Source organism: Acetobacter sp. DmW_125128 (assembly GCF_008704325.1).
GTDB classification, from domain to species: domain Bacteria; phylum Pseudomonadota; class Alphaproteobacteria; order Acetobacterales; family Acetobacteraceae; genus Acetobacter; species Acetobacter oryzifermentans.
In genome coordinates, this window is the sequence record NZ_VHOP01000005.1 from 23,342 (window position 1) to 49,871 (window position 26,530).

General features: G+C 53.5%; 24 protein-coding genes and 1 tRNA gene. 6 read left to right on the top strand and 19 right to left on the bottom strand.

Annotated features, from left to right (window positions below; all coding sequences use genetic code 11):
* Positions 1-3: 3 nt before the first annotated feature.
* Positions 4-1,359 carry a nitrate/sulfonate/bicarbonate ABC transporter ATP-binding protein gene (locus FKW19_RS02005; RefSeq protein WP_006115306.1) on the top strand — a complete coding sequence of 452 codons (1,356 nt, stop codon included), beginning with the start codon at positions 4-6 and terminating at the stop codon, positions 1,357-1,359.
* Positions 1,360-1,371: 12 nt separating this feature from the next.
* Here FKW19_RS02005 and msrA read toward each other — a convergent pair whose 3' ends face one another.
* The 5 genes from msrA to FKW19_RS02030 form a co-directional block, all read right to left on the bottom strand.
* Positions 1,372-1,908 (bottom strand): peptide-methionine (S)-S-oxide reductase MsrA, encoded by a 537-nt coding sequence (gene msrA / locus FKW19_RS02010; RefSeq protein ID WP_035351367.1) that lies wholly within the window; start codon positions 1,906-1,908, stop codon positions 1,372-1,374.
* Positions 1,909-1,987: 79 nt separating this feature from the next.
* The gene (locus FKW19_RS02015) at positions 1,988-4,681 is read right to left on the bottom strand and encodes a valine--tRNA ligase (RefSeq protein ID WP_089178962.1); all 2,694 of its coding nucleotides are present in this window, start codon (positions 4,679-4,681) and stop codon (positions 1,988-1,990) included.
* A 141-nt stretch (positions 4,682-4,822) separates the two neighbouring features.
* Complete coding sequence (locus FKW19_RS02020) at positions 4,823-5,464, bottom strand: DUF2497 domain-containing protein (RefSeq protein WP_006115309.1); 642 nt, start codon at positions 5,462-5,464, stop codon at positions 4,823-4,825.
* Positions 5,465-5,500: 36 nt separating this feature from the next.
* Positions 5,501-6,940 (bottom strand): TolC family outer membrane protein, encoded by a 1,440-nt coding sequence (locus tag FKW19_RS02025; RefSeq protein ID WP_006115310.1) that lies wholly within the window; start codon positions 6,938-6,940, stop codon positions 5,501-5,503.
* A gap of 120 nt (positions 6,941-7,060) precedes the next feature.
* The gene (locus FKW19_RS02030; protein WP_238331194.1) at positions 7,061-7,777 is read right to left on the bottom strand and encodes a protein-L-isoaspartate O-methyltransferase; all 717 of its coding nucleotides are present in this window, start codon (positions 7,775-7,777) and stop codon (positions 7,061-7,063) included.
* 153 nt (positions 7,778-7,930) lie between these two features.
* Between FKW19_RS02030 and FKW19_RS02035 the strand changes: the two genes are divergently transcribed.
* The 3 genes from FKW19_RS02035 (at position 7,931) to FKW19_RS02045 (ending at position 8,575) form a co-directional block, all read left to right on the top strand.
* Positions 7,931-8,004: transfer RNA gene (locus tag FKW19_RS02035), tRNA-Cys, on the top strand.
* Between the two features lie 23 nt (positions 8,005-8,027).
* Complete coding sequence (locus FKW19_RS02040) at positions 8,028-8,294, top strand: hypothetical protein (protein WP_089178964.1); 267 nt, start codon at positions 8,028-8,030, stop codon at positions 8,292-8,294.
* Positions 8,295-8,314: 20 nt separating this feature from the next.
* Positions 8,315-8,575: a hypothetical protein gene (locus tag FKW19_RS02045; protein ID WP_089178965.1), complete on the top strand. Its 261-nt coding sequence runs from the start codon at positions 8,315-8,317 to the stop codon at positions 8,573-8,575.
* Positions 8,576-9,003: 428 nt separating this feature from the next.
* Here the strand turns inward: FKW19_RS02045 and FKW19_RS02055 are convergent, their stop codons facing one another.
* Positions 9,004-9,846, bottom strand: a complete 843-nt coding sequence (locus FKW19_RS02055) for an SDR family oxidoreductase (protein ID WP_050793082.1) — start codon at positions 9,844-9,846, stop codon at positions 9,004-9,006.
* A 31-nt stretch (positions 9,847-9,877) separates the two neighbouring features.
* On the opposite strand from FKW19_RS02055, the gene FKW19_RS02060 reads away from it, so the two are divergent.
* On the top strand, positions 9,878-11,026 hold the full coding sequence (locus tag FKW19_RS02060) for a hypothetical protein (RefSeq protein WP_150150530.1): 1,149 nt from the start codon (positions 9,878-9,880) through the stop codon (positions 11,024-11,026).
* 24 nt (positions 11,027-11,050) lie between these two features.
* Here the strand turns inward: FKW19_RS02060 and thiL are convergent, their stop codons facing one another.
* From thiL to nrdR, 3 genes are all read right to left on the bottom strand, one after another.
* Positions 11,051-12,040, bottom strand: coding sequence for a thiamine-phosphate kinase (thiL, locus tag FKW19_RS02065; protein ID WP_089178966.1), 990 nt, complete (start codon positions 12,038-12,040; stop codon positions 11,051-11,053).
* Positions 12,009-12,533 carry a transcription antitermination factor NusB gene (gene nusB, locus FKW19_RS02070; RefSeq protein ID WP_089178967.1) on the bottom strand — a complete coding sequence of 175 codons (525 nt, stop codon included), beginning with the start codon at positions 12,531-12,533 and terminating at the stop codon, positions 12,009-12,011. Before nusB ends, thiL begins: the two co-directional genes overlap by 32 nt.
* A gap of 65 nt (positions 12,534-12,598) precedes the next feature.
* Positions 12,599-13,075 (bottom strand): transcriptional regulator NrdR, encoded by a 477-nt coding sequence (gene nrdR, locus FKW19_RS02075; RefSeq protein ID WP_006115317.1) that lies wholly within the window; start codon positions 13,073-13,075, stop codon positions 12,599-12,601.
* Between the two features lie 138 nt (positions 13,076-13,213).
* Between nrdR and FKW19_RS02080 the strand changes: the two genes are divergently transcribed.
* The gene (locus FKW19_RS02080) at positions 13,214-13,732 is read left to right on the top strand and encodes a copper chaperone PCu(A)C (RefSeq protein WP_035351360.1); all 519 of its coding nucleotides are present in this window, start codon (positions 13,214-13,216) and stop codon (positions 13,730-13,732) included.
* A 62-nt stretch (positions 13,733-13,794) separates the two neighbouring features.
* Here FKW19_RS02080 and glpK read toward each other — a convergent pair whose 3' ends face one another.
* From glpK to FKW19_RS15640, 10 genes are all read right to left on the bottom strand, one after another.
* Entirely contained in the window at positions 13,795-15,294 is a 1,500-nt protein-coding gene (gene glpK / locus FKW19_RS02085) for a glycerol kinase GlpK (RefSeq protein WP_006115319.1), read from the bottom strand.
* Between the two features lie 27 nt (positions 15,295-15,321).
* Entirely contained in the window at positions 15,322-16,152 is an 831-nt protein-coding gene (locus tag FKW19_RS02090) for an MIP/aquaporin family protein (RefSeq protein WP_006115320.1), read from the bottom strand.
* A gap of 45 nt (positions 16,153-16,197) precedes the next feature.
* The gene (glpD, locus tag FKW19_RS02095; RefSeq protein WP_089178968.1) at positions 16,198-17,718 is read right to left on the bottom strand and encodes a glycerol-3-phosphate dehydrogenase; all 1,521 of its coding nucleotides are present in this window, start codon (positions 17,716-17,718) and stop codon (positions 16,198-16,200) included.
* Between the two features lie 140 nt (positions 17,719-17,858).
* Positions 17,859-18,629: a DeoR/GlpR family DNA-binding transcription regulator gene (locus FKW19_RS02100; protein ID WP_006115322.1), complete on the bottom strand. Its 771-nt coding sequence runs from the start codon at positions 18,627-18,629 to the stop codon at positions 17,859-17,861.
* Positions 18,626-20,506, bottom strand: coding sequence for a DNA helicase RecQ (gene recQ, locus FKW19_RS02105; RefSeq protein WP_063354023.1), 1,881 nt, complete (start codon positions 20,504-20,506; stop codon positions 18,626-18,628). The genes FKW19_RS02100 and recQ overlap by 4 nt, the downstream gene beginning before the upstream one ends.
* A gap of 4 nt (positions 20,507-20,510) precedes the next feature.
* Positions 20,511-20,888, bottom strand: a complete 378-nt coding sequence (locus FKW19_RS02110) for an OmpA family protein (protein WP_035351352.1) — start codon at positions 20,886-20,888, stop codon at positions 20,511-20,513.
* A gap of 78 nt (positions 20,889-20,966) precedes the next feature.
* Positions 20,967-22,661, bottom strand: a complete 1,695-nt coding sequence (gene cydC, locus FKW19_RS02115; RefSeq protein WP_089178969.1) for a thiol reductant ABC exporter subunit CydC — start codon at positions 22,659-22,661, stop codon at positions 20,967-20,969.
* A 2-nt stretch (positions 22,662-22,663) separates the two neighbouring features.
* Positions 22,664-24,385 (bottom strand): thiol reductant ABC exporter subunit CydD, encoded by a 1,722-nt coding sequence (gene cydD, locus FKW19_RS02120; RefSeq protein WP_089178970.1) that lies wholly within the window; start codon positions 24,383-24,385, stop codon positions 22,664-22,666.
* Positions 24,386-24,477: 92 nt separating this feature from the next.
* The gene (locus FKW19_RS02125; protein ID WP_082823232.1) at positions 24,478-26,160 is read right to left on the bottom strand and encodes a sensor histidine kinase; all 1,683 of its coding nucleotides are present in this window, start codon (positions 26,158-26,160) and stop codon (positions 24,478-24,480) included.
* 101 nt (positions 26,161-26,261) lie between these two features.
* Positions 26,262-26,474, bottom strand: a complete 213-nt coding sequence (locus tag FKW19_RS15640) for a NepR family anti-sigma factor (RefSeq protein ID WP_003624310.1) — start codon at positions 26,472-26,474, stop codon at positions 26,262-26,264.
* Between the last annotated feature and the right edge of the window lie 56 nt (positions 26,475-26,530).

Here is a 26,530-nt window from a genome sequence, read left to right on the forward strand (position 1 = left end):
GCAATGGCATCTGGCCCAGAGAAAAAAACATTTCCATCCGGCTCTGTTTTGGCAGAAGCACGTCATGTCAGCCGTTTTTACCATAAGGATAGCGCTGCTGATGTGCAGGTGCTGGATAACATTAGCCTTACCTTGCATGCCGGAGAAATAGTTGGGCTGCTTGGGCGTTCAGGTTCGGGCAAGTCTACCCTGCTGCGTATTCTAGCTGGTTTGCTGCCGCCATCTTCTGGTGAGATAGTGTGGAAAGGGCAGCCTCTGCATAAACCCACGCAGGAAATTGCAGTGGTCTTTCAGTCCTTCGCCCTCTTTCCGTGGATGACAGTTGAAGAAAACGTAGCACTGGGGCTAGATGCGCGCGGAGTGCCTGCCGCAGAGCGTGACAAGCTGGTTGATGATGCCATAGATCTGATTGGCTTGGGTGGGTATGAGAATGCTTGGCCCAAGGAGCTTTCTGGCGGCATGCAGCAGCGTGTAGGGTTGGCCCGTGCCTTGGTGGTGCATCCTGACTTGCTGCTTATGGATGAGCCTTTTTCTGCCCTGGATGTGCTGACAGCGGAAAATTTGCGCACAGATCTGATAGAGCTATGGTCGGAAGAAAAGCTGCCAGTTCAATGTATGCTGATTGTGACGCATAATATTGAAGAAGCTGTGTTGATGTGTGATCGTATCGTGATTGCATCTTCCAACCCCGGGCGCATTGCGCATGTGCTGAATGTGCCGTTTGCACACCCGCGTAACCGCGAAGATGCAGAGTTCCGCCAGCTGGTGGACCACATTTACGCGTTGATGACGCAGCGTGCCCCTATTGTTTCTGAGGCCGATCTGGCACGCCGAGGCGCGCCACAAGGCGCTGCCCTTACCCGCTCTTTCCGCGCTTTGGTGCCTGTTTCCATTACCATGATGATTGGAATGATGGAGGCCTTGGCTGCACCCCCGCTCAATGGCCGAGCGGATTTGCCGGTATTGGCAGAAAAGCTTCAGCTTGAACTGGATGATCTGTTCCCACTAGGGGAATCTCTGGAACTTTTGCGTCTGGCAGAACTGGAAGATGGAGATATCCTGCTCACCAACGAGGGCGTGCATTTTGTTCTGAGCGATTTGGATGAGCGCAAGGCTATTATGGGCCACGCGTTGCTCCATAACGTGCCGTTGGTGCGGATGATCTGCACCCTTCTGGATGAACGGCCATCTCACAGCATTAAAGCAGAGCGTTTCCGTAGTGAGTTGGAAGATAGTATGTCTGCCGATTACGCGCGCCAGACACTCCAGACCATTATTGGTTGGGGCCGGTTTGCGGAACTGTTTGATTATGATGAAGAAGGAGACCGCTTTTTTCTGGAAGATGAAACTTCAGAATAAGCCGTCTGTTTTTTATGTGGGGCTAAAGTAACGCGCAAATTCCTTGCGGGCTTTAGCCACTTTGGGGCTGATAACAACCTGACAGTACCCCGCCATAGGGTTGCGGGCGTAATAATCAAAATGCGCTTCTTCCGCTGGCCAGAAAGTGGTGAGAGGTTGAATTTCTGTCACCACAGGCTGATTGCCCCAGATTTTTTCCTGCGCAATTTCTTGTTTGGCGCTTTCCGCAAGCTGCTTCTGCTGGTTATTTTCATAGAAAATAACAGAGCGATACTGTGTGCCCTTATCATTTCCCTGTCGGTTCAGGGTTGTGGGGTCATGCATAACAAAGAAGATGCGTAGGATTTCAGCATAACTGATAATGGCAGGATCAAACTCCAGCCGGATAACTTCGGCATGGCCTGTCTGCCCGGTGCACACTTGCTGATAGGTAGGGTGCTGCACAGTGCCGCCCGCATAACCCGGCGCAATAGAGAGAATGCCTTTCATGCCACGGTAAACAGCTTCCAGACACCAGAAGCATCCACCGCCAAGTATTGCTGTTTCCATGCTGCTGTTCTCTCCTGCTTGTATGCTCATATAGCCTGCCAGCAATTAAGCCAGCAGGCTATATGGGATCGCGCGGTTGTTACCCGATGCGAGATAGAGCTGCTTTCAGGCGCACGCACTCACCCTGCTGCACTTTCAGACGATCCCGCATTTCCTGCACCACTTCGGGTTTGGCGCGGGTGACAAAGTTCTGGTTGCCAAGTTTCTTTTCAGTTTTGGCAACTTCATCTTCTGCCTTACCCAGCTCCTTTTTCAGGCGTGCACGTTCGGCATCCAGATCAATCAACCCGGCCAGCGGGATGATAAGAGTTGCCTCATCCACCACAGCCTGTGCAGAGCCGTGCGGAATATCACCCTGCAATGGCGCAATTTCAGAAACACGCGCCATGCGGCCAATGGCTTCCTGCCACCGCTGTGCGTGATCCAATGTTTGCGGCAAGGCATCTTTCAAAAACACTGGGGCTTTCTGTGCCGGTGGTACGTTCATTTCTGCCCGCACTGTACGGATTTCCGTAATCAGGCGAATAATCTGGTCGCACTCTGCCTGAGCTGCTTCTGCACCGGCTGGCACAACAGGTTCTGGCCAGCTTGCAGAAATAAGGCTGCCTTCTTCCCTATATCCAAAGGAGTGCCACAGCGTATCCGTTACAAACGGAATAACAGGCTGTAGCAGGCGCAGGATAACGCCCAAAACATAAGCTGCTACAGCGCGAATTTCTGCGGCTTCGGCTTCATCCGTAGAGTTAAATACGGGTTTTGCGAATTCAAGGAACCAATCACAGAATCGGTTCCATACAAAGCGGTAGCAACTGAGTGCGTATTCATCAAAACGGTAGGAATCCAGCGCACGCGTTGCTTCTGTAATAGCAGCGGCCGCTTCGGCAATAATCCACCGACCAAGCGGAGATTTAACGGTTGCCGGATCAAACCCTTCAACAGGTTTAACGCCGTTCATTTCACAGAAGCGAGCAGCATTCCAGAGCTTGGTAATGAAGGCGCGGTAATCTTCTACCCGTTTGCGGCCTAGTTTGACGTCTCGTCCAATACCGGTGAGTGCGCAAATGGTAAAGCGCATGGCGTCTGCACCGTACTGATCAATCAGTTCCAGTGGATCAATACCATTGCCTTTGCTTTTGGACATTTTCTGCCCGTGCTCATCGCGCACAAGGCCATGAATGAAAATGTTGCGGAACGGCACATCATGCATGAAGTGCTGGCCCATCATCATCATCCGGGCAACCCAGAAGAAGATGATGTCAAAGCCTGTTACCAGAACATCAGTTGGGTAATACCGGGCGAGTTCTGGTGTTTTATCTGGCCAGCCCAATGTGGAGAACGGCCATAGGGCGGAAGAAAACCATGTGTCCAGTACATCATCATCACGCCGTAGTAATTCTACCTTGCCGTAATGGGCGTTGGCCTGTGCCTGAGCATCGGCTTCATCATGCGCCACAAACACATGTTCGTCCGGGCCATACCATGCCGGAATACGATGGCCCCACCAAAGTTGGCGCGAAATACACCAAGGCTGGATATCACGCATCCAAGCAAAGAAGGTGTTTTCCCACTGTTTGGGAATAAAGCTGGCGCGGCCGGATGTAATGGCTTCCACGGCTGGGCCAGAGAGTTTGCCAGCATCACAATACCATTGCGTGGTTAGGCGTGGTTCAATAATTGCTCCACCACGTTCAGCATGCGGCACCTGATGGCGATGGGGTTCGATTTTTTCCAGCCAGCCATCTTCTTCCAGACGGGCGACAATAGTTTTACGTGCTTCCTCGCGGGAAAGGCCAGCCAGACTGCGCACAAAAGCTGGGTCAGCCAGTCCTTCAACAGCGCTGAGGTCTTGCTCGATTTCATCCAGCACAATGCGGGCCTGATCGTCCAGAACAGAGATCATGGGCAGGTTGTGGCGGCGGCCGACTTCGAAGTCATTAAAATCGTGCGCGGGCGTGATTTTAACAGCGCCCGTGCCTTTTTCCGGGTCCGAATGTTCATCTGCAACAATCGGAATCAGGCGGCCAGTTAGTGGCAGACGAACGGATTTACCAATCAGGTTTTTATAGCGCTCATCTTCTGGGTGAACGGCTACAGCGGTATCGCCCAGCATGGTTTCTGGCCGCGTGGTGGCAACGGTAATTGTTGCATCCCCAGCGCCTTCAACAGGGTAGCGAATATACCACAGATTACCGGCAACATCCTTGCTTTCCACTTCCAGATCAGAAATGGCGGAGCGGAAAACCGGGTCCCAGTTTACCAACCGGCGATCACGATAAATCAGCCCTTCATTATAAAGGGTTACGAACACTTCCCGCACTGCGCGGGAAAGGCCTTCATCCATCGTAAAGCGTTCACGTGGCCAATCGAGAGAGGAGCCAAGGCGGCGCAGCTGCTTTGTAATGCCGCCGCCGGATTGTTCCTTCCATTCCCACACGCGCTCAATAAACGCATCACGGCCCATTTCCTGGCGGGTTTTTCCTTCGGTGGCCAAGGTGCGTTCCACCACCATCTGGGTGGCAATACCTGCGTGGTCTGTGCCGGGCTGCCACAGGGTGTCAAACCCCTGCATACGCTTCCAGCGGATAAGCGTATCCTGCAATGTCATGGTAAGGGCATGGCCCATGTGCAGGGTGCCGGTAACATTTGGCGGTGGAATCATAATAGTAAACGGCTTTTTGCCGCTGTTGGGCTGTGCAGAAAATGCCTTTCTGCTTTCCCATAATTCGTACAGACGTGTTTCTATCTGGGCCGGCTCAAAAGACTTGTTCAGCATATGTATTCCACCACACAACGTAAAAAAGGCGGCAGGCATGTACTGCCTCCGCCTTTGCAGAGCAATCATCCGGTTTTTGGCAGAGCACCCGTTACTGAAATGTGTGCGTTCACCCAGTAACGGCGTGTCTGGTTTCCGGTATTACAGACCGCGCTGCGTCAGACGTTCCACTTCCTTACGGACAGCAGCCTGCACGATGCCTGCAAGATGTGCATCCAGCCACTTTTTAAGGAATACGCGCACTTCCTGGCGCACGATATCTTCAACAGTCAGAGACCCTTCATGTGAAATAGCCACTTTTCTCTCCTCATGCTCTCTTAGATACTTATCCTGCAGGGTTTTCTGCAGAACAGCGAATGAATTTGATGTATCTGACATGGTTTCGTCATTCAGGGGGATTGGGAGAGGACCAGACATATCGTGTTCTGCCTTTTCAGTTAGCGGGATCTGTCTCAGATCAGTTACGGATAGGATACCGTCATCATGAGCGATAGGTGATGACTGCACAAGAGCCGTGTCTTCTCCCATATTGACTGGATGATGCGCTGAACTATTGGGCTGGCTGGAATGATGATCCGGCTGCGATTCCTGCACAAGCCCTTCCATCATGGAAGGGGAAAGAACCAGCATATCATCGTCTTCATCACCCTCTGCGGAGTCTGTGTCCGAAGAAGGGGGAGCCATGGCTGCCAGATGCTCATCATGCAGGGTCTGCCGTATAGAAGACAGCACATCTGCTACTGATTTACCTGTGCCTTCAGATGGATCCTGTGACGATGCCATACAATAACCCCTGCCCTTACCCTTACTGTTCAGCTTTTAGCGCCCTGGCTGGCTGACCGCATAATCGTTCAGCCCCCAAAGACGATCTTTTACAGCGTTATAGTAAGCTTTGTCATCATAAAGAGGAACATTCAACTTGAGATCGGCTGCGGTTAGGCGGCCAATGGCTGCGGCAACGTTGTACGAAGTCAGCACCATATTGCTTAAGCTTTGAACAAGAGCCACCTGTGCTTGCAGCAAAGTTTGCTGCTGCTGCAACACTTCCAGCGTTGTGCTGGTGCCTACAATAGCCTGACGTTCCACCCCATCAAGAGCCACGGTGCCTGCCTGAATAGCGGCGCGGTTACTGTTGATTGCGGCCTGATAGGCAACCAGTTTCTGCCAGTTTGAAACAGCATCCTGCGCGGCTGTTCTGCGCTGCACATCAACTTCACGGTGTGCAGCTTGCGCCTGCTGCTTGGCCTGCCGCACAGCTGCGTATTCTGAGCCCCCCTGATAAACCGGGATGTTGAAGTTGATCATGGCGTATTTGTTTTCGTCAATCTGGTTATTCAGGCTTTGGTTTACCTGTCTGGAATAAGCCAGAGTGGCAGAAACTTTTGGCATAATGGCTGCCATTGCAACGGCTACTGCATCTTTTTGGGAAGATTCGGTAAAGAGTGCATTGATGACATCTGGATTGTTTTTAACCGCCATAGCTGCGGCCATCTGCTCATTTTTAACAGGTAATACCAAAGGCTGCGGCGGAACCAGATTAGGCGGCGGTGCCATGCCGATAATCTGCATATATGTGGCTTGTGCAGTTTGAAGTGTGCCTTCGGATTGCTGGCGGGTAGCTTTGGCTGTTGCGTAAGCAGATTCAGCCTGTGCAACGTCTGTGCGCGTAATTTCCCCTACCCGGAAGCGTTCATTCGTTGCGCGGAGCTGTTGTTGAAGCACGCGTTCGTTGTTGATGTTCAACTGCAAGAGCTGTTCATCTTCAATAACGGAAACATACGCATTCACAACCTGCTTGAACACTTGCTGTTCGGCAGAAATCAGATGCGCGCGGGCTGCCATAACTTTGTTAACAGCTTGATGTGTAGAGGATGTGGTTTTGCCACCCGTATATAACGGCTGATTAACACTTACGCCTGCCGTATAACCAGGGGTGTTATATTGGCGAATATAACCAGTAGAAGGCTGATCTGCCTCACCCTGATAATCGTTCACACCCTTATAGTATGTCAGGCCTACTGTGCCGGTTACGGTTGGCCGCCAGCCAGCCAAAGCGGTTGGCACCTGTTCATCGGTAGCGCGTAGGGTGGCACGTGCTTCCTGAAGAGTCGGGTTTGTCAGATAGGCCGCAGCAAGTGCTTCCTGCAGCGTATGTGGCACAAAGGTTGGCGAACCACTGCCATCGTATTTCTGCCCCCATGCAGTGGAACTGCATAGCACAACAGCCATACCCACCCCTGCTCCGCAAATACGCCGCATCTGATACTCCTGATTCAGTTACCGTATTGCCGCTTAAGGCACTGCTCATGCCACGATACTGAACCTATTTCTACAAGTTTGTAATCATCTGCGGCAGAATATCTTTCTAAAAGTTTATTTCTAGAATTCAAAAGTAACGGGTGCGGCAAGATCTGGCAGTAAAGGTAGCTGTGTTTCAAAAAGGTTAGTGACAATAAAACTGGACGCACTTTCTGGCTCTCTTCTGGCCGTAAAAGCTTCTGCTAATCTATTGGGGGTGGCCATAACACCAGCCATGATGCCGGATGTGGCCAGTTGCGCAGCACAAAAAGCGGGAAAACGTAGAATGGCGCCATCAAAATAAATGACATCATAAGGCGTGTTGCCCGTTATGCCCTCGCTAAGGGGGGCGATAACCCATGAAACGTTCAGAGACTCTTGCTGGCAGAAGTGCTGCCCTTGTTCGGCAAGGCGTGTGTTTGATTCAAGCGCCGTGACATCGGCACCAAGGGCGGCAAAAAGTGCTGCTGTGTATCCGGTTGCTGCCCCTACAACAAGAACCCGCGCTTTTTCTACTGGCATAACGGCCTGCACAAGGCGCGCTGTGAGCAAAGGTTGGGGCAATACACGCCCTTGCCCTAGGGAGAGTGTCATATCTGCATAAGCTACAGATTGCTGATCGGGCATAACACAGCATTCGCGGGGCAATTCCCGCATGACCGATAATAATGAGAGGTTTGTAATTTCTGAAGGACGAAGCTGATCGTCCACCATAAGGTTACGTGCGGTTTCCATATCTTTATCTTTTGGATACGGCATTGGGTAGGAATTCTGCTGTATTGCGGCCTGAAGTGTCACGTTTTCCTATCCCTTGCGGTTAAGGTTTATGCCCTTTGCAGTGCCTGCCAGATTAAGGGCAAAACATTTTGTGACACACAGATTTAAAATTCGCACAACACAACGGCTTGACCAATGCGCCAGAACAGGAGATAAGGCTCCCCATCACCCGATGGTCTGGTGGCAGAATGGTGATGCAGCGGACTGCAAATCCGCGAATGTGGGTTCGATTCCCGCCCAGACCTCCATTTCCCTACGAAACTAAAAGACAATGCTTGACATTTTCCGCAGAAAACTGCGGTTGTCAGCTCTTATTCGTATGACATGGAATGATGCGGCGGAAGATGCCGCAATTCGTCGCGCAAAGCCCCCGAAAGTAGATGATTTTTCTGCTGTCAGGAAAAGCCGCCTTATTGCACGTATAGCTTACAGTGTGTGTTCAGAATCTCTTGGGGAGTCTGCATATTTTGGGTGGTCTGGGGTGCAGGTAGAAGCGTTGCTACTTGTGGCTGCTGCGTTCACATTCCCGCTGTCATAATTTTGCAAAGGAATACGCTCGTGGGTAATGACACTACAGCACAAAATGGCATTCTGCGTTCCGTTAAGGTGCAGAAGGACGGAAGCACCAAGGCTAAGTTGCGCTTTACAAAGCAGGATCAGAATATTGAATTTTCTGTAACGGTCACCCTGCCCCCAACGCCTGGCGCAAGTGCCGATGCTGCTTTTGTTGATACAGCCAATCTGCTGGGCCTGACCAAGGTTGCTATTCAGAAACTGGCAAAAGATCAGAACATCACGCTTCCAAATTTTGCGGAATAAAAGATACTGCGGGCAGCGAATCTGAAAAAGGTGCTGCTGCCCGCATATCTTGGGCTCCGGTGTGCCATGCCGGGTATAAATATTTCGTAAAATAAGGGCTTGGCTTGTGCAGAAAAAATTTGCTGATGTTTTTTTGGAGAAAGTAGAACAGATAAACGCTGGGCGGACTATTTATGCCAGCGCAGGCGCTTTTTTATGTGTCTGTTTTATGCTGGGGTTGGCTAATCTGATCTGCCATTTTGGCCTGCATATTGATCTGGCTTATCTGGTGCGAGATCTTATTTTTATCATGGCATTTTATTTTTTCCTGCCTCCTCTCATCTTATGGGTTGGAAAAGGCAGATTACCGGGTGGTGAGAGTTAGTTTTTTCTGCTCCATCAAGCTTGTGCTTTACTTTTTTCAAGCAGCACAAGCTATCTAGAAAAACTTATTGTCGCTCTTTTTGGCCAACAATCAGGCTGCGTAAAATGCGTTCGCGCAGGCATTGAGGCAGCAGCCGCTCAAGAACGCGCAGCGCCCGAAATGGCCACGGAAAGATATAAACTTTCTTTCTTTTGTTAATGGCCCGGATAATGCGGCGTGCAGCACTTTTGGCTGAAACCAGAAATGGCCGTGGCCCTTCCAGCCTGCGGCTCATAGGTGTGTCTATAAAGCCGGGCACAATCAGCGTAAGGCCCACACCTTTATCTTCCCACGCCAGACCTGCCGCACGTGCAAAAAAATCCAGCCCACATTTAGAACTGCTATAGGCAGGAGAGCACGGGAGTTCGTAAAAACCTGCAACAGAGCCGATAAGGGCAATATGCCCGCCTCCATTAGGAATCATATTCTGGGCAGCGGCTGTGGCCAAAGCTACAGGCGTGGCATAGTTAACCTGCGCAAGCTGTAAGACCTTTTGCGGGTCTTCTGTCATGCTGTCTAATGGCTGTATGTCAGATAGCCCTGCCCCCAGAATAACCAGATCAGGTTTATGCTCAGCATAATCTGCCTTAAATGCTGCCAGAGCGGCTTCACCATCACACAGATCAATCTGCCGGGTAAAAACAGCAGAGCCGCGTGCACAGCACGTTGTGGCAATTTCTGTCAGCCGTTGCGGGTTTCTGCCCCATAGTATCAGTGTCCGGCCTGGTCGTGCGTAACGTTTGGCCAGTTCCATTCCAATTCCGCCGGTGGCCCCAGTCAGCAGAACAGAGCGTGCGGTGTGTTTTCCGTTCGCAACAACTTTCACACTTTTCCCTTTCCCAATGCTGCGTAATAAGGCATCACCCATTGGCTTTTGGCTTTCACACAACGGAGTGGCAATGTCTTCCCCCACTCAGATTACGGTTACACCTGTTTCGGGTTCACGCCAGTTTTCTCTCTTTATAAAACTACCACGCCTTCTTTACGATGGCTTGCCAAGTTATGTGCCTCCTTTAGATATGGAGCAGCGGGATATTTTTTCACCCACGCATGCACCATTTTTTGAGCACGGCTTTGCTTGTTATTTTCTTGCGTGGCGGAATGGAAAGCCCATTGGGCGTATATCTGCCCAGATAGATGCTTTGGCTCTCAAGCAGCCCGGCCCGCGCACAGGCTTTTTTGGGGCGCTGGATACGCTGGAGCCGGAATGCGTGGCCCCATTGCTTGAAGCCGCGATACAATGGCTAAAATTGCGCAAAATTGAGCGCATACGTGGCCCGTGGACACTGAATAGCAATGGTGAATCCGGGATTATGGTGGAGGGGCAAGATGAGCCCCCCATGATTGGCATACCGTGGCACCCCAAAACTCTGGGTCCTGCTGTGGAGGCTGCTGGGTTTAAGCGTGCGGTAGATTTGCTATCCTACCGGATGGAAACCAGCCCTTCTGCAGAGCGTGCAAACCAGATACCTGCTAACATTCGGCAGCGCTTGGGTGCGATTACCATGCGCGGCCTGCGTAAGGATAAGGTGAATGAAGATGCCGAAATCCTACGTGAAATCTATAATGATGCGTGGTCTGATACGTGGGGAAATATTCCCCTTACGCAGGATGAGGTCAAAAGCCTGCTAAAGGCCCTTAAGCCCATTTTGCGGCCAGAACAGTATGTGCTGGCTGAAGTAGCCGGAGAACCGGCTGCCATTGCGCTGGTTATTCCCAACATGTTTGATATCAGCGGTGACTTAGGTGGTGCGCCCTCTCCGCTGGGCTGGCTTAAGCTGGCCTCTCGCGTAATGAGCCATGATTTCCGGTCTGCACGGGTGGTGCTGTTGGGTGTGCGCAAGAAGTATCTCGGCACCGCCCTGCGCGCCATGCTACCTGCCCTGATTATTGATGAACTGATGAAGCGTGGCCATGTGCTGCCTTATCGCAGTATTGAGCTAGGCTGGGTGTTGGAAACGCATGAAGGCTTGCGTAAGCTGATTGAGCGCATTTCTCCCACGCCTTACAAACGGCACCGGATGTACGAAAAACTTCTGGTGGAATAAATCGCGCTCTGGCGGGTGGAGCGCCTAAAGGTGGCTCCATCCGTGGGAACGGAATTGCAGGCTTTTGCCTGCGCTATCTACAACCGTTACACCGGTAGATCCCTGCGTGAATTCCCCGATACGGGTTACTTTTATGGGGCCGCAGGCGGTATCTAACGCGCCTTTGCGCAGCAATGAGGCTTCATGCTGCGTGGGAACGGCAAATAAAATCTCGTAATCATCGCCGCCAGTCAGGCAGGTTTCCAGCCATTTGGGGCCTGCTTGGCGAGCTGCGTCTGATAGAGGCACGGTATCTGCGTGGATGGTCACATGCAGCGCGTTTTCCCGCGCGAGATGCCCTGCATCTTGGAGCAAACCGTCTGAAATATCCATGGCAGCAGAAGCAAGGCCGTATAAGGGCAAACCAATACGGGGCTGTGGCAGGCGGTAACGCTGCGCCAGATGGCCAGATGGATCAGGTATCTCACCTTTAAGGGCGCGTAGGCCTAATGCGCCATCACCAATAGTGCCGGTAACCCATAAACCATCACCAGCCTGAGCGCCTTGTCGGCGGATAGCCTGCCCCGGCAACACAGAGCCAAGAATGGTCAGGGATAAGACCAGCGGGCCACGGGTGGAGGTTGTATCGCCCCCCAGTAACTGGAGCCCGAATTGCTCCTGATCCGCTTTAAGCCCTTTGCAAAACTGTGCCACCCACTGTTCGGTAGTATGAGGTGGGCGTGCAAATGTTAGTAGCCAACCTTCCGGGCGGCTGCCCATGGCAGCCAGATCAGACAGGTTACAGCGTAGCAGCTTGCGGCCAATGGTTTCTGGTGGATCATCTGGCAGAAAGTGAACATTTTCTACCATACCATCCGCTGCAATCACCAGTTCTCGCCCTTCGGGCGGCGTGAAAACAGCGGCGTCATCCCTCAATTCAAGGGCAGCAGCCCCAGCCAGAGCAGAAAAGTGCTGCCGGATAAACGCAAATTCCTGCGGCAGATCAGTCTGGTTGCTGGGTTTGTTCTGTATCATGGTTCCGTTCAGCCGCCAGACGTTTGAAGAGCGTATCCAGAACGCCGTTCACAAGGCGCGGTTCGTCACCAGAGAAGAAGGCGTGGGCCACGTCCATATATTCGTTGATCAGCACAGGGGCTGGTGCATCGCCTTCTGTTGCTTCTGCCGCGGCTGCCAGAAGCAATGCGCGCAATACGGGGTCTAACCGTGCAATGGGCCACGTTTCTGGAAGCGTTTTTTCAACTTCCCGCGTAACCTGCGTGCGTAGGGAGGTTACCAGCCGCACAATGTGGCTGAAAAGCTGTGTATCGGCCTCTGGAATGCAGCCGTCTTCATAACTTGCGCCATCCAGCGTTGTGCCAAACCGATGAACCAGAAACTGTTCAATAACGTTTTCTGGGCGGTCTCCATTCTGGTCAATCTGGAACAGGGCTTGCACAGCGGCAACGCGTGCTGCCGTGCGGGGCCGTTGCGCCCCTTTCAAACGGGGTTCGTCCTGTAGTTCTGTCATCCATCCCTCCTGCCCGGCCAGTCAGTTGCAAAGCCGGGTTTCATGGCGCTTTTCTGTTCTAAGGTCTAGTCTTTTCCGGGGGCTGGGGCGCCACCTGATTCCATAAGGTTCAGAATTTCCGAAAAATCCTTGGCTTCCGTAAAATCGCGGTACACGCTTGCAAACCGCACATATCCAACGCCATCTACTTCCTTAAGGGCATCCATTGCCAGTTCACCTATGCGGGTGGATGTCACCTCGGTTTCTCCGTTCCCCTCAAGCTGGCGCACAATGCCGGTAACAATCTGCTCAATCTGTTCTTCGGAAACAGGGCGTTTGCGCAGGGCGATACGGATGGAGCGTGCAATTTTTTCCCGATCAAAGGGCGCGCGCCTACCATCGTTTTTCACCACAACCAGTTCTCGCAGTTGCACACGTTCTACCGTGGTAAAACGCTGCCCGCAGGACAGGCATGCACGCCGCCGCCGAATGGCCAGTCCTTCCTCATTGGGGCGACTATCCTTGACCTGACTATCTGGGTTCCCGCAAAAAGGGCAACGCATGGTGGTATCAACCTTCCCTCAGGCGCATTTTTGGCTGGCGTTTTCTGTTGTTAAAAGAGCGCGTATGTAAAGGCACCACTTATTTCTTTTGGGCCGTTTCGTCCATACCATGTGGCGGTCCATCTGGATGGAGAAATTATGAAACGCAGCCATTTTGCTGTTCTGTTCTGTGCAGCTCTTTCTTGTTCAGCCTATGCCTTACCGCAGGCGTTGGCCGATAATCAGCCTTCCCAGCCCGTTTTGCCGGAGCAGGTGGATGCTCAAAAGGATATTACCATATTTGACACATCTTTGCATCTGGCATCGGAAGGAGAACCGGCAACAGTTTATTTTGCCCTGTCCAATGCCAGTGAAACCGCGCATCTGCTTACGGGGGTAAGTTCTCCCGTTTGCCAGAAACTGGTGGGCCACCATGCCGATCAGGAAAGCACAGGCGGTACTAGGGTGCTGTTTACCCATCTTGCCCTGCCGGGCAATTCTACACTGGTGTTTCCGCCGGGCGGGTACCACCTGCTCTGCTTTGGCCTTTCCAATAACGTGCATGCCAATCAGAACGTGCCGTTTACATTTACATTTATGGGTGGATCTTCAAAAACCGTATCTGTTCCTGTTCAGGATGCAGGCACAGATGCAGAAAGCGACCATAAGCCAGACTGATCACGCCATATTCAGCAAAGCGTTGCTCTGGCAGGAAAAATATTCCCGCCAGAGCTTGTTTTTTAGCTGCCCGTATAGGTGCTAAGAGTGCGCTTAACCGCCTGATGCCATCCGGCAATCATGGTGCGGCGCTGTTCATTTTCCATTTTAGGTTCAAATAGAGAGCCCCGTGCCCATTCGGAAGCCACGGTCTGCTCGCTATCCCACACACCTGTTGCAATGCCCGCCAGAAAGCCTGCGCCCAGAGCGGTGGTTTCCACATTGCGTGGACGCTCCACCTTGGCTTGCAGCATGTCTGCAAGAAACTGGCAGTACCAGTCATTGGCAGACATGCCGCCATCTACGCGAATGCTATCTGTGGTGCCACCGCCATCCTGCATCATGGCCGTAACCAGATCGAGCGTCTGATAGGCTACGGATTCCAAAGCAGCACGGGCAATATGCGCAGCACTTGAATCCAGCGTTAGGCCGCAGATCAGCCCGCGTGCATCAGGGTCCCAATGCGGGGCGCCTAGGCCTACAAACCCCGGCACCATGTAAACGCCGTGGCTATCTGGCACACGTGTCGCCATATCATCGGTTTGAGATGCGTGGGTGATCAGGTGCAGCCCATCACGCAACCATTTGATAGCGGCACCCGCCACAAAAATGGAGCCTTCCAGCGCGTAGGTGGTTTTGCCATTAATACGGTAGGCAATGGTGGTGAGCATGCGGTTGCGAGATGTTACGGGTTTATCCCCCGTATTCAGCAGCAAAAAGCAGCCCGTGCCATAGGTGGCCTTGGCCATGCCTGGTGTAAAGCACGCCTGCCCGACCACAGCGGCCTGCTGATCCCCCGCAATACCTGCGATAGGAATGGATCGGCCGAACAGTTCAGGATCAGTTTCACCGTAAATGCAGCTGCTATCTTTCACTTCTGGCAAAAGTGCCGCAGGTACGCGGAAAAGACGCAGAAGGTCTTCATCCCACTGTTGGCGGTGGATATCAAACAACATGGTGCGAGATGCGTTGGTGACATCCGTTGCATGCACCTTGCCGCCAGTCAGACGCCAGAGAATGAAGGAATCAATGGTGCCAAAAGCCAGCTCGCCTTTTTCTGCACGCTCACGGGCCTGGGGCACGTTATCCAGCAGCCATGCCAGCTTGGTGGCAGAAAAATACGGATCAATCAAAAGCCCGGTGCGTTCGCGCACCAGTGTTTCTGCGCCTTCATCACGCAGTTTCTGGCACACATTGGCCGTGCGCCGATCCTGCCAGACAATGGCGCGGTGGATAGGCTTGCCAGTGGCGCGTTCCCACACCACAATGGTTTCGCGCTGGTTGGTAATGCCAATGCCCGCTACCCGGTCTGCCGCGCCAGATTTCTCCAGCGCTGTGCGTGCGGTGTTAACGACATCTTTCCAGATATCTTCCGGGCAGTGTTCTACCCAACCCGCCTTGGGGTAATGCTGTGCAAACTCCTCTCTGGCGGCAGCGAGTTCCTGCGCATCACGATCAAAGACAATGCTGCGTGTTGATGTCGTTCCCTGATCAATAGCCAGGACACAGTCTTGCTTACTCATTAAGGAGTATCCTTCTGCGTGTTGCGGTCAGTCTGCCGCCGTCGTGGTCACCCGGGCCCTTGCGGGCATAAATGGGCGGAGAAGTGTCTGGTAAAGTGTGGCGCCCACTAAACCGCCCACCATGGGGCCAGCAATAGGCATCCACCAATAATTGCCGGGGGAAGGAAACGCGGCACGTCCCCATCCTGCAACAAAACAGAAAATGCGCGGCCCAAGATCGCGCGCAGGGTTGAGGGCCCATCCTTCCAAAAAGCCGGAAGATGCGCCCAAAATGGCAACCAGCAAGCCAATAATCAGCGCACCGGAATTAGCCTGCGGGGCCACGGTATTGTATTCACAGGTAATGGCAAAAATACCCAGCACCAAAATAGCGGTAAGGATAACCTCATTCATCATGGCGTGAAGTGGGGTTACAAAATCACCGGGATGGGTAAAGAAAACGCCAGAAGCCGCGCCGTCATTCACCCAATCCAGATGATTAGCGAGCGCGTAATGCTGGATAACGGAGCCATACAGGGCATATACAAGCGAAGCGCCTAAAAAGCCGCCCCCAACTTGCGCCACCCAATAAGGCACAACTTTTTTCCAGGAAAAACCACGGTAGCATGCCAAAGCCAGCGTAACGGCCGGGTTGGCATGCGTGCCAGATACAGAACCAGTGACATAGATGGCCAGCGTAACAGCCAGCCCCCACGTAATGGCAACACCCCAGTAAGCCTGCTTGAAGGGGCTGGGATCATACAGCGAGAACATTGCTGCCACTGAATCCCCTATAGTCACAATAATCATAACAGCCAGACATTCGGCTATCATTTCCCCAAGCAGGGCTTTTCCTGTTTTTTCCATGACCTTCCTCATTATTATTTTTCTTGTTGGAAAGGACGTATCTATGGTTCTCAGATATCAGGCAAGTTTCTTCCCGACATATGCTTCAACATTGGCTTTTTCTGCATCGCTCAGATGCAGACCCAGCTTGCTGCGGCGCCACAGAACATCTTCTGCCGTGCGAGCCCATTCGCGAGAGATCAGATAATCTACTTCACGCGATGTTAAGTCACCGCCCAGCACTTCGCCCATATCCTGCATGCTATTGGCTTCACCAATAATTTCGTAGGTGCGGCTGCCATAATTGCGCATCAGGCGCCATGCAAGACCTTCTGGCAGCCATGGGGCTGTACGGCGCAGGCGTGCCAGAGCCTGATCAAAGCCGCCATCTCCCAAGTCACCACCGGGCAGAACTTCTTGTGCAGTCCAGCTTTCGCCACCCACCGCGGGCAGAACAGGCGCCAGTTTTTCCAGCGCGTGTTCGGCCAGTTTGCGGTATGTGGTAATCTTGCCGCCAAAAATAGAAAGTAGCGGCGCACCGTCCTGCGTATCCAGATCCAGCACGTAATCACGCGTTACGGCAGAGGCGTTGGCAGAGGCATCATCATACAGCGGACGTAGGCCAGCATAGCTCCACACCACGTCGCTTTCTTTCACCTGCACGTTCAGGTAGCGGTTTACGCTTTCACACAGGTAAGTCACTTCATCGGGCGCAATGTTCACTTTGCCCGGTTCCTGCTTCCACGGAATATCGGTGGTGCCGATCAGCGTGAACTTCTGTTCATATGGAATAGCGAACACAATACGCTTATCCGGATTCTGGAAGATGTAAGCCTGCGGGCCTTCATACACACGCGGCACAATAATATGGCTGCCCTTGACCAACCGAACAGATTTGGAATTCGGGATTTTCAGCGTATCGGCCAGCAAACGCGCAACCCACGGGCCAGCCGCGTTGACCAGCGCCTTGGCGCGTACGGTTGTGGTTTTGCCGGTTGCGCGGTCTTCCAGCGTGGCTTCCCACACACCGTTGGCGCGGTTGGCCGCAATCAGGCGTGTGCGTGTACGCACATCTGCACCACGTTCTGCGGCATCCATGGCGTTCAGCACCACAAGGCGGCTGTCCTGCACCCAACCATCGGAATACACAAAACCTTTGGTGTATTCTGGCTTTAGAGCCGCGCCGGATGAATGCGTGCGGAAATCAATGCCGCGAGACTTCGGCAGTGTCATGTTGGAGGCAAGGTGATCGTAAAGGAACAGGCCAGCCTTAAGCATCCATGCCGGGCGCACCAGTTTGGAATGAGGCAGCACAAACCGGAGTGGCCACATAATATGCGGGGCCATTTTCAGCAGGCGTTCACGTTCCATAAGGGCTTCGCGCACCAGGCGGAATTCGTAATATTCCAGGTAACGCAAGCCACCGTGGATAAGCTTCGTGCTGGAAGATGATGTGTAGCTGGCAAGGTCATCCTGCTCTACCAGCAGAACAGAGGCGCCACGGCCAACAGCATCTCGTGCGATGCCTGCGCCGTTTACCCCTCCTCCAACAATGAGCAGATCATAAATGCGGGCGGGAGATGCAGTAGGTGTGGTCATGGTTTCTTCCGGTTTCGGTCAGAACGCAAACTTCTGTCTTTTATTCGTATTCGAAAAGAAAACGCAAGAAGAATGGTGTCAATATGGCCAGATGGCGGTTTTTAACGGCCCTTCCTGCTTTCCTTTACGAAAATCATGGATCATGGTTGGGCAATATGCAGTTTGATATCGTGTTCTTTTAACAGCGCGCGAATGCCCGCTGGTGGTGGTTGATCGGTATAAAACGCGTTGACCTGCGTAATATGCCCTACCCGCGCCATGGGTCTGCGGCGGAACTTGGTGTGGTCTGCCAACAAAAAAACAGTGCGGGCATTGCGCAGAATGGCCTGCGCGGCGCTAATTTCATCTGCATCAAAATCCAGCAATGTGCCGTCTTCATCAATGCCGCTAATGCCGATCACGCCAAAATCCGCCCGGTATTGTTCCATCATGGCGGCGGCTGTAGGGCCAACTATGCCGCCATCACGCAGGCGAACGTGCCCACCCGTAATAATCAGACTACATTCTGGAGCGGGGGCCAAAAGCGTGGCTACATGAATATTGTTGGTAATCACCCGCAGTGCCTTATGGGTGCGGAGAGATTGCGCAAAGGCTTCTGTAGTTGTGCCAATATTGATGAAAAGCGAAGCCCCGTTGGGAATGGCCTGTGCGGCATTACGCCCAATGGCTTCCTTTTCACGCAAATTCAGGATCTGCCGATCGGAATAAGAAATATTTTCTGATGGCGAAAGAGAGCTGGCTCCACCATGATGGCGCGCCAGCAGCCCCTGTGCAGCCATGATGTTGACGTCTCGGCGCACGGTTTGCACGGTAACATTGAGTTCACGCGCCAAATCTTCGCTGGTTGCATAGCCGTGTTGCTGCACCAGTTTAAGAATGCGAAACCGACGTTGTTGCACTGCCTGTGTCATGCCTGCGCTGTCTCAAGAACCTCCAGCACGGCTTCTCCATACCGTTCCAGTTTGGAGCGCCCTACCCCTTTGATATCTCCCAGCTCATCCAAATCTGAGGGTTTTTCCATGGCGATATCGCGCAGCACGGAATCATGGAAAATAACGTAAGGCGGAATTTCCTGCTCCTGCGCTTCTTCCCGGCGCCATTGGCGTAGGGCATCAAACAGGGCTTTGCTATCTTCCGTAAGGGTAATGCCTGCGCTTTGGCTGCTGCGGTCTGATATGCGGCTGGCTGTTTCCACTACAGGATCTGCACGTAGGTGAATGTCTTCCTCACCGCGTAAAATGGGGCGCGCTACATTCTGGTTTAAAATCAGGCCGCCGTATTGGCCTTCTGTGCGCAAGGCCCCACGCGCAATAAGCTGACGTACCACGCCGCGCCAGAACTGCTCGCTTTTATCCTTACCAATACCCCACACAGTCAGCTTGTCATGCCCATTACGCTTAACGGCTTCTGTGGTTTTGCCGCGCAGCACACTGATAACATGTAGTGCACCAAAACATTGCCCAGTGCGATACACAGCAGAAAGCAGCTTGCGGGCGGCTTCTGTGCCATCAAATGTTAGCACCGGATGTAGGCAGTTATCGCAATGGCCGCAGGGTTCGGCCAATTCCTCACCAAAACAATGCAATAACGCACGGGTGCGGCAACCCGTGGTTTCGGTTAGTGCGATCATGGCTTCCAGCCGGCTGCGCATAATCCGTTTTTCGCTTTCTGGTGCGGCGGATTGATCCAGCCAATAACGGGCGCGAGCCATGTCCTCCCCGCCGTACAGCAGAAGTGTGTCAGATGGCAGGCCATCACGCCCTGCCCGACCAATTTGCTGATAATAGGCCTCTGGCGAGGATGGCATGTCCAGATGCACGACAGCGCGCACGTCTGGCCTATCTATGCCCATGCCAAAGGCGACAGTGGCAACAATAACAAGAGGTTCACCAGATCGAAAACGCAGGAGCGCGGCACGTTTTTCTATGGGGGAAAGCCCGGCGTGATAGGCCAAGGCAGGCCATCCGCGTTCACGCAGAGAAGCGGCCATGCGCTCTGTGCGGGCACGGCTGCCACAATATACAATACTGGCGGCATCCTTATGCCGTTCCAGTGCTGTAATAAGCTGGCGGGTTTCAGACGCTTTGGGCTGCACGGAAATGTTGAGGTTAGGCCGATGAAAGCTGGAAACCAGTACCTCGGCATGCGGCATATCCAGCGCTGTTAGAATATCTTCTCGCGTGCGTTCATCCGCGGTAGCGGTAAGGGCAATACGTGGCACATGCGGAAAATGGCGTGGCAACGCTGTAAGGGCGCGGTATTCTGGCCGGAACTCATGCCCCCATGCCGAAATACAATGAGCCTCATCAATAGCGATAACCGAAAGCGGTATGCGCACAAGCCTGTCCAGCGTGCCGGATGAAAGCAGCCGTTCTGGGGAGATATACAGCAGGTCTATCCGCCCATTTGCCAGATCTGATCTGATTTTGGCGGCTTCATCCCCTTCTAGTTCAGAATGAAGGGCCGCTGCATTGATGCCAAGTTGGCGCAGGCCTGCAACCTGATCATCCATAAGGGCAATAAGGGGGGAAATAACCAGCCCCATGCCTTCGCGGCACAGGGCGGGTATTTGGTAACAAACACTTTTGCCGCCGCCGGTTGGCATAAGCACCAGTGTATCTCTGCCTTCCATAACGCATTCAACGGCTTGCGCCTGAAGGCTGCGGAAACCCGGAAAGCCAAAAACCGCCTGCAGAACCTCCTGCGGCGGTTTGCCAGCAAACCGATCCCGTTCCAGCCTGCTATGTGAAAACTGAGAGGGCGTGGATATGGAGCCGGTTTCTGTCATTCTATCAGGGGTTGGCCAGTTCGATCTCCACGCGGCGGGAGCCAACCTGCATGCCTTCGCTGCTGGAAGGTGCGCGTGGGGTCTGAACGATATGATCACCCGCCACACCATCTTCGCTTAGTTGCTGGGCAACAGTTTTAGCGCGCTGAATGGCCAAAAGCGCATCGGCAGAAAGATCCTGCCCTGCATGTGCGTAACCTTCCACCTTTACAATGCGGGAAGGATGCTTTCTGGATTCGTCTGCCACCTGCAACAGGACATTGCGAGCATTGTCATCCAGCTCTGTTGAACGAGCGGAGAAGAAAACCACGTATTTGCGTGGTGCATTGCCAGCACAAGCAGCCAAAAGGCAGAGACCAGCAACAGGAAGCAAGCGGCGCATATAAAATATCCTAATCAAGATATGTCATTATTTCCTAACTGGTGCCCTGCCGGGGGCATTACGTCAACATAGATTTGCTTATGCAACGGCGGCCTTGGCAACTCCGGCAGAAAGCCGCCAGATGCGATCCAGCTTTTCAACGCCAGTCAGGCGGTGTGCGATAAGGATAACTGTGCGCCCTTCTGTAACGGTGTTGAGTGTGCGTAGGAAGTCCTGCTCTGTTTGGGCATCCAGCCCTGTGGCGGGTTCATCCAAAATCATGATGGGGGCTTGCGTCAGTAATGTGCGGGCCAGCGCAATACGTCGCCCTTGCCCGCCAGATAGCCGAACACCGCCTTCACCTAACCATGTATTCAGCCCTTCTGGCAGGTTACGCACAACATCTGCAATGGCGGCTTCTTCCAACGCCTGCCACAGGTCTTCTTCCGTAGCATCTGGGCGGCCCAGTAGCAGATTAGCGCGGATGGTATCATCAAACAAATGCGTGGCTTGGGAAAGCCATGCGATACGCTGGCGCAAAGAGTCTGCCTTAATGCGGGAAATGTCTTCTCCGCCCAGTGTGATTGTTCCGGCTTCTGGTGTGGCAGCTTTAAGAAGGAGAGCTGCAAGGCTGGATTTGCCCACGCCAGATGGCCCCAGAATGGCCACGCGTGCACCTGCGGGAATATCCAGTGTAAGACCATCAAACACCCATGGGCGATTTGCCGCCCAGCGGAACTTTACGCCTTCTACACGGATATGCGTATCTAGCGGTGCATCTGTTTGCTCAGACGCGGGAATGGTGATGGCGGAAGGTTGTTCAGCCACTTCCACTACGCGGCGTGCTGCTGCCCCCATTGCACCAGCCTGTAGCCCTGCACGGGTAAGTGCCGCGGCACTTTCAAAAGCAGCAATGGTTAAAAACAGAATGCCCACACCTTCCAGTGCAGGAATATGTTCTGCAAACAGTCCGCCAATGCTCAGTAGCACAGCAAATACGGCAATCTGTCCGGCCAGAAAGGCCATGGCGTTGGCAAGGGCTGCCCGCCGCGCCAGACGGAGCTGATCTTGCAGGAGAGCGGCATCTGCCGCCTGCACACGTGCCAGCATACGGCCTTCTGCGCCAAAAGCGCGGATTTCACGCAGGCCACCAACCAGATCCAGCACCGTAATGCGCAAATGGGCCAGATGATGCACGATCTGGCTGGCAGATGCTCGGCTAGAGCGCGCAATCATCCATGGCACCACAAAGGCAGAGCAGGCAAATAGCAGCCCTACAACAAGGCCCAGCAACACACTGGCATGGCCTGCAATAATAACGAGGGCCGGAAATGTAACGCAGGCACAGATAAGCGGCACCACAATGCGCAGGTAAAGGCCGTCCAACGTGCCAATATCTGAAACAAGGCGGGAAAGCATATCCCCCGCCCGCCGGAAGCCCAAACCGGCAGCGGCCCCCTGCGCGAGGGAGCGGAAAAACCACACACGCAAATCAGCCAACGCGCGGAACATGGCATCATGCGCAAACAGGCGTTCTGCATAACGCAGGATCACACGGCCCGCACCAATCCAGCGCAAAGCTGTTGTGGCAATAACAATTTCACCCATAACGCAACCGGCCAGCCGCAGCCCAGATGTTTGCATGAGCGCCAGCCCAAAAGCCAAGGCCAGCAGAGCCAGAACAATACCGCCAGCAAGGCGCCCCCCCTGTTTGCGCCAGAGCGCAAAAACAGTACGGATGGCTTGCCAATCTGTCAGTTCCCCGGTGGGGCGTGGGTTAGGGAGAGAGGTCATGCTCAGGCTGCTCCCTGTCGGCTGATAACGCGGCCGCTGGCCAGATCTATGCGGCGGCCTTTGAACATATGCACGGCGGCAGAATGGGTGGCCAAAATAACGGTGCGGCCTACAGCCAAGCGTTGCAGGCTTTCAAACACGCTTTTTTCTGTTGCTGGGTCCAGATGCGCTGTGGGCTCATCCAACAGCAGCACCGGAGCATTTTTCAGATAAGCACGCGCAATGGCAATGCGCTGGGCCTGCCCACCAGAAAGACCAAACCCACCTTCCCCAATCCGGGTTTCAAGCCCTTCGGGCAGGTTGGGCAAGAACTGATCAACAGCAGCAGATTTTAGCGCAGCCTGAAGTTCGGCATCGCTGGCATCGGGTTTTGCAAACAGAATATTCTCACGCAATGTGCCAGCAAACAGAACAGGCTTTTGCCCAATCCATGAGACCATGCGAGCCAGTGCGTCTGGCACAATGCTATCTAGCGGAGCACCGTTGAACAGAACGCGCCCGGTATCGGGCTGAATGAAGCCGAGCAGCAATTCCATGATAGTGGATTTACCAGAACCAGAAGCTCCAGCCAGAATTAGTGTTTCACCCGCAGGCACAGTAAAGCTGACATGGTCTAGCGCTAAACCGCGTGCTGGGTCCCATGAAAAACTGACATCATCAAAGGAGACCATCACGCCATTGGCGTTGACGGTGCGGGCACCCTCCGGCGCAGGGCGCTCTTGAGCTTCAGGGAGTTCCAGCACAGCTGTAGCAGCCCCTTGGGCGTGTGCTCTATCTTGATAAGCAAGGGCCAAGCCACGGAGGGGGGCAAAAAACTCTGGCACAGCTAGCAAAACAAACAGCCCCGCAGTAACGGCATGCACCAATGCAGGGGCGCTTCCTTCCGCCTGTAGGGCCAAAGCCTGCCGGCCATCCATAATGGCGATGGCAATGAGAGCAACAACCATGGCGCAGTCGATAGAGGCGGAAGACAGAAAGGCAACCCGCAGCACCTTCATGGTGCGTTGGCGCAATTCTTCTGCTGCATCGCCCAGCTTGCGGGTTTCATCTTCCGCACGGCCAGCCAGAACAATAGTGGCAATACCTTTAACGCGATCTAAAAACCGAGCTTGCAGGCGTGTCATGGCCAGAAATTGATTGCGGGAAGCCACAGCCGCCCCAATGCCAAACAGAGCCTGCCCGAAAGGTACAGCTATGCCGCATAGGCCCAGAACCAGTGCTGCATGTGGCTGCACAATGGCTATGGGAATGAGAATGGCAACAGGTGCAATAATCCAAAGAATAGAGGCCGGGATCCAACGGCCAAAAAAGCCATCCAGCGCTTCCACCCTATCTACAATGGTGGAAGCCAGCACCCCGCTATGCACGCGGCGCAAAAGTGCAGGGCCACCTGTAAGAACGGAGGCCAGAACCTCACCACGCAACCGGCGGCGTGCGGCAATGCCTGCACGCGCGGCGGCTGTATCGGCCTGAACCATAACCAAAGCGCGTAGAATGGCCAAAACCGGAAAGGCCAGAAAAGGCCATACAGGCATAGGGCCTGCGGCATCTGCCATCTTCCAGTTAACCAGGGCATGCCCCAGCACAACGGCCACACACCAGACCTGCCCTATACCGACAAGACTGGAGAGCAGCCCGGCTCCAACCACTGATCGCGCTGCCTGACGCCCCAGACGCGATTGTGTCCGTGTCCAGTTGCGGATTGCTGCTTTCTCGTTGCTCATAATACAAGGCGTTTATACCGACAGACGCAAGACGCAAACAGTTTAGAAAGCCATCCCCCGCTGCAATCTGGGCATAGCGTGCATTTTTTGCCTTATTTTCTGGCCTCTGGCGGGTTTTCTGGCAGGCGCATCACCAACGTATATTGCACGCCGCCTTCCCCTTTATACGTAAGCGTTGCTTTAAGCTGGCGCGCAAATGCGTGAATAAGTTTTAGGCCAATGCCTTGATGTATTGGCGGTTCTTCCCATGCGCACCCTACCCCGTTATCCCCAACCTGAAGGGTGAGTTGCCCGTGGCTGCGATGCAGGCGCACAAAAATGGTGCCTTTCTGGCCATCCGGAAAAGCATATTTAATGGAGTTGGTGATAATTTCTGTAACGATCAGGGCAAGCGGCACAGCTTGATCCGGGTCCATCCAGAAACTGTCTGAAATCACATCCAGCGTAATGCGCCCGAACTCAGATTCTCCGGCAATGTGAAGTGTCTGCTCACAAAGTTCTTGCAGGAAGACAGACATGTTCAGGCTGTTCAGAGCATCTTCTGCATAGAGTGTCCGATGCAGTGTTGCTAACGCCCGAATTCTATCTCGCGCCAGGGCAAATTCTGCCCGCACCTCCGGGTGTTCAATCTGATTGGCCTGAAGGTTGAGCAAGGAAGCCACAATCTGGAGATTGTTCTTAACGCGGTGGTGCACTTCCTTCATCAGCAGTTGCTGATGCGCCATGGCTTTTTTAAGCCGTGCTTCATGGCGGGAGAGGCGGCGTGTGGCACGGGTAAAAGCCTGCCCAAGGCGCTGGAGTTCAAGCGGCATGGAGCGGGTGATGCGTGCATCAAAAATCCCTTCCATCTGCCATTTTTGCACGGAGTATGTGAGACGGCGCAAAGGGCCTATCAGCACAATATTGGCCGCTAACGTAACGGCAACAAGCCCGATAACCAGCAACAGCACCAGCCCTACAATTTGCAGGATCATGGTATGCAGAGCATCAGATTCCATGGATGTGCGCTGGGTGGAAACCAGAATATCTGCTCCTCCCGCAATAGCGCCCAGAGCATAGCCCCCCAGCCCAGTGGGGAGTGTGATAATGCTGCGCTCGCTGTTTTCCAGAGCGTTCTTGAGTTCATGCACAATGGAAGGTGGTGGAGATTGCCACCCGCAATCTGAACATACAGGCAACAACTGCCCATTATGCATCAGCAGCCATGCCTGTATGGGGTTATCGTCCTCTGCAAAAACCTGCCAGCCGGAGGCGCTACCCAGATATGCCCTTTGCCGAGATATCTGGAGAATACCCATCAGATAACCATGTGCTTCTGGTAGAGCCAGAAACCCTGCGGGTACGGTAATACGTAAAAAAGCGCCACCTTCACCCGGCCCACCACTGGTCTGCACGGCTTCAAGTAGAGTGGAATGTACATCGGTTGGGGCAGAAAGCGCCCCTACCTCCGCACATCCCCGCCCTTGGGGGGAAACGGATTGTATGGGCTTTCCTTCATCATCCAGCACGGACAGAAAGCAGTAACGCTGCCCACTAATGGTTTCCATAAGCCGCAGGGCATGCACGATCTGATCGGGGGTCAGATCCATATGGCCTATGGTTTCAAGGGCGCTACGTAATCTGTCTGTATCATGGCGGAATTGCAGGTCTAGCCGCATAATGGCGTTGCCAGCACGCTGCGCACTGCCAAGAGTAACTTCGCGGTAATTATGCAGAGCCAGTACGGCGCCAATGGCAATAACAGGAACGGCTGAAAGGCAGATCAGCAGCCGCATTCGTGCGCTTGTAGTGCTGAAAATACGCCCCAGACCAGACAGAAGGGAGGCCGCTACCCGGCTTGCAGGGCCTTCCCCTCGCCCACTGATATGCAAAATGCTTAATCCTGTTTTTCTCGATCTTCCTGAATAAGCTTAAGCAGCTCTTCAGGCACGGGTTCATTCACAACGTTATCGAACATCTGGTGCAGGCCACGCTTTAGCCATAGGTCAAAAGCTTTATCCCGCTTTTTTTTCGGCTTTCGGGAGTGGGCGTCGTCTCTCCTTTTTCCCATCCTGAACTCCGGTTTCTGCCATGCCATCCATCCGGGCATGGCCTGTTGGGTGCTGTGTTTGCACGACTCTGCGGGCTTTGGGTCCCTAACATCAG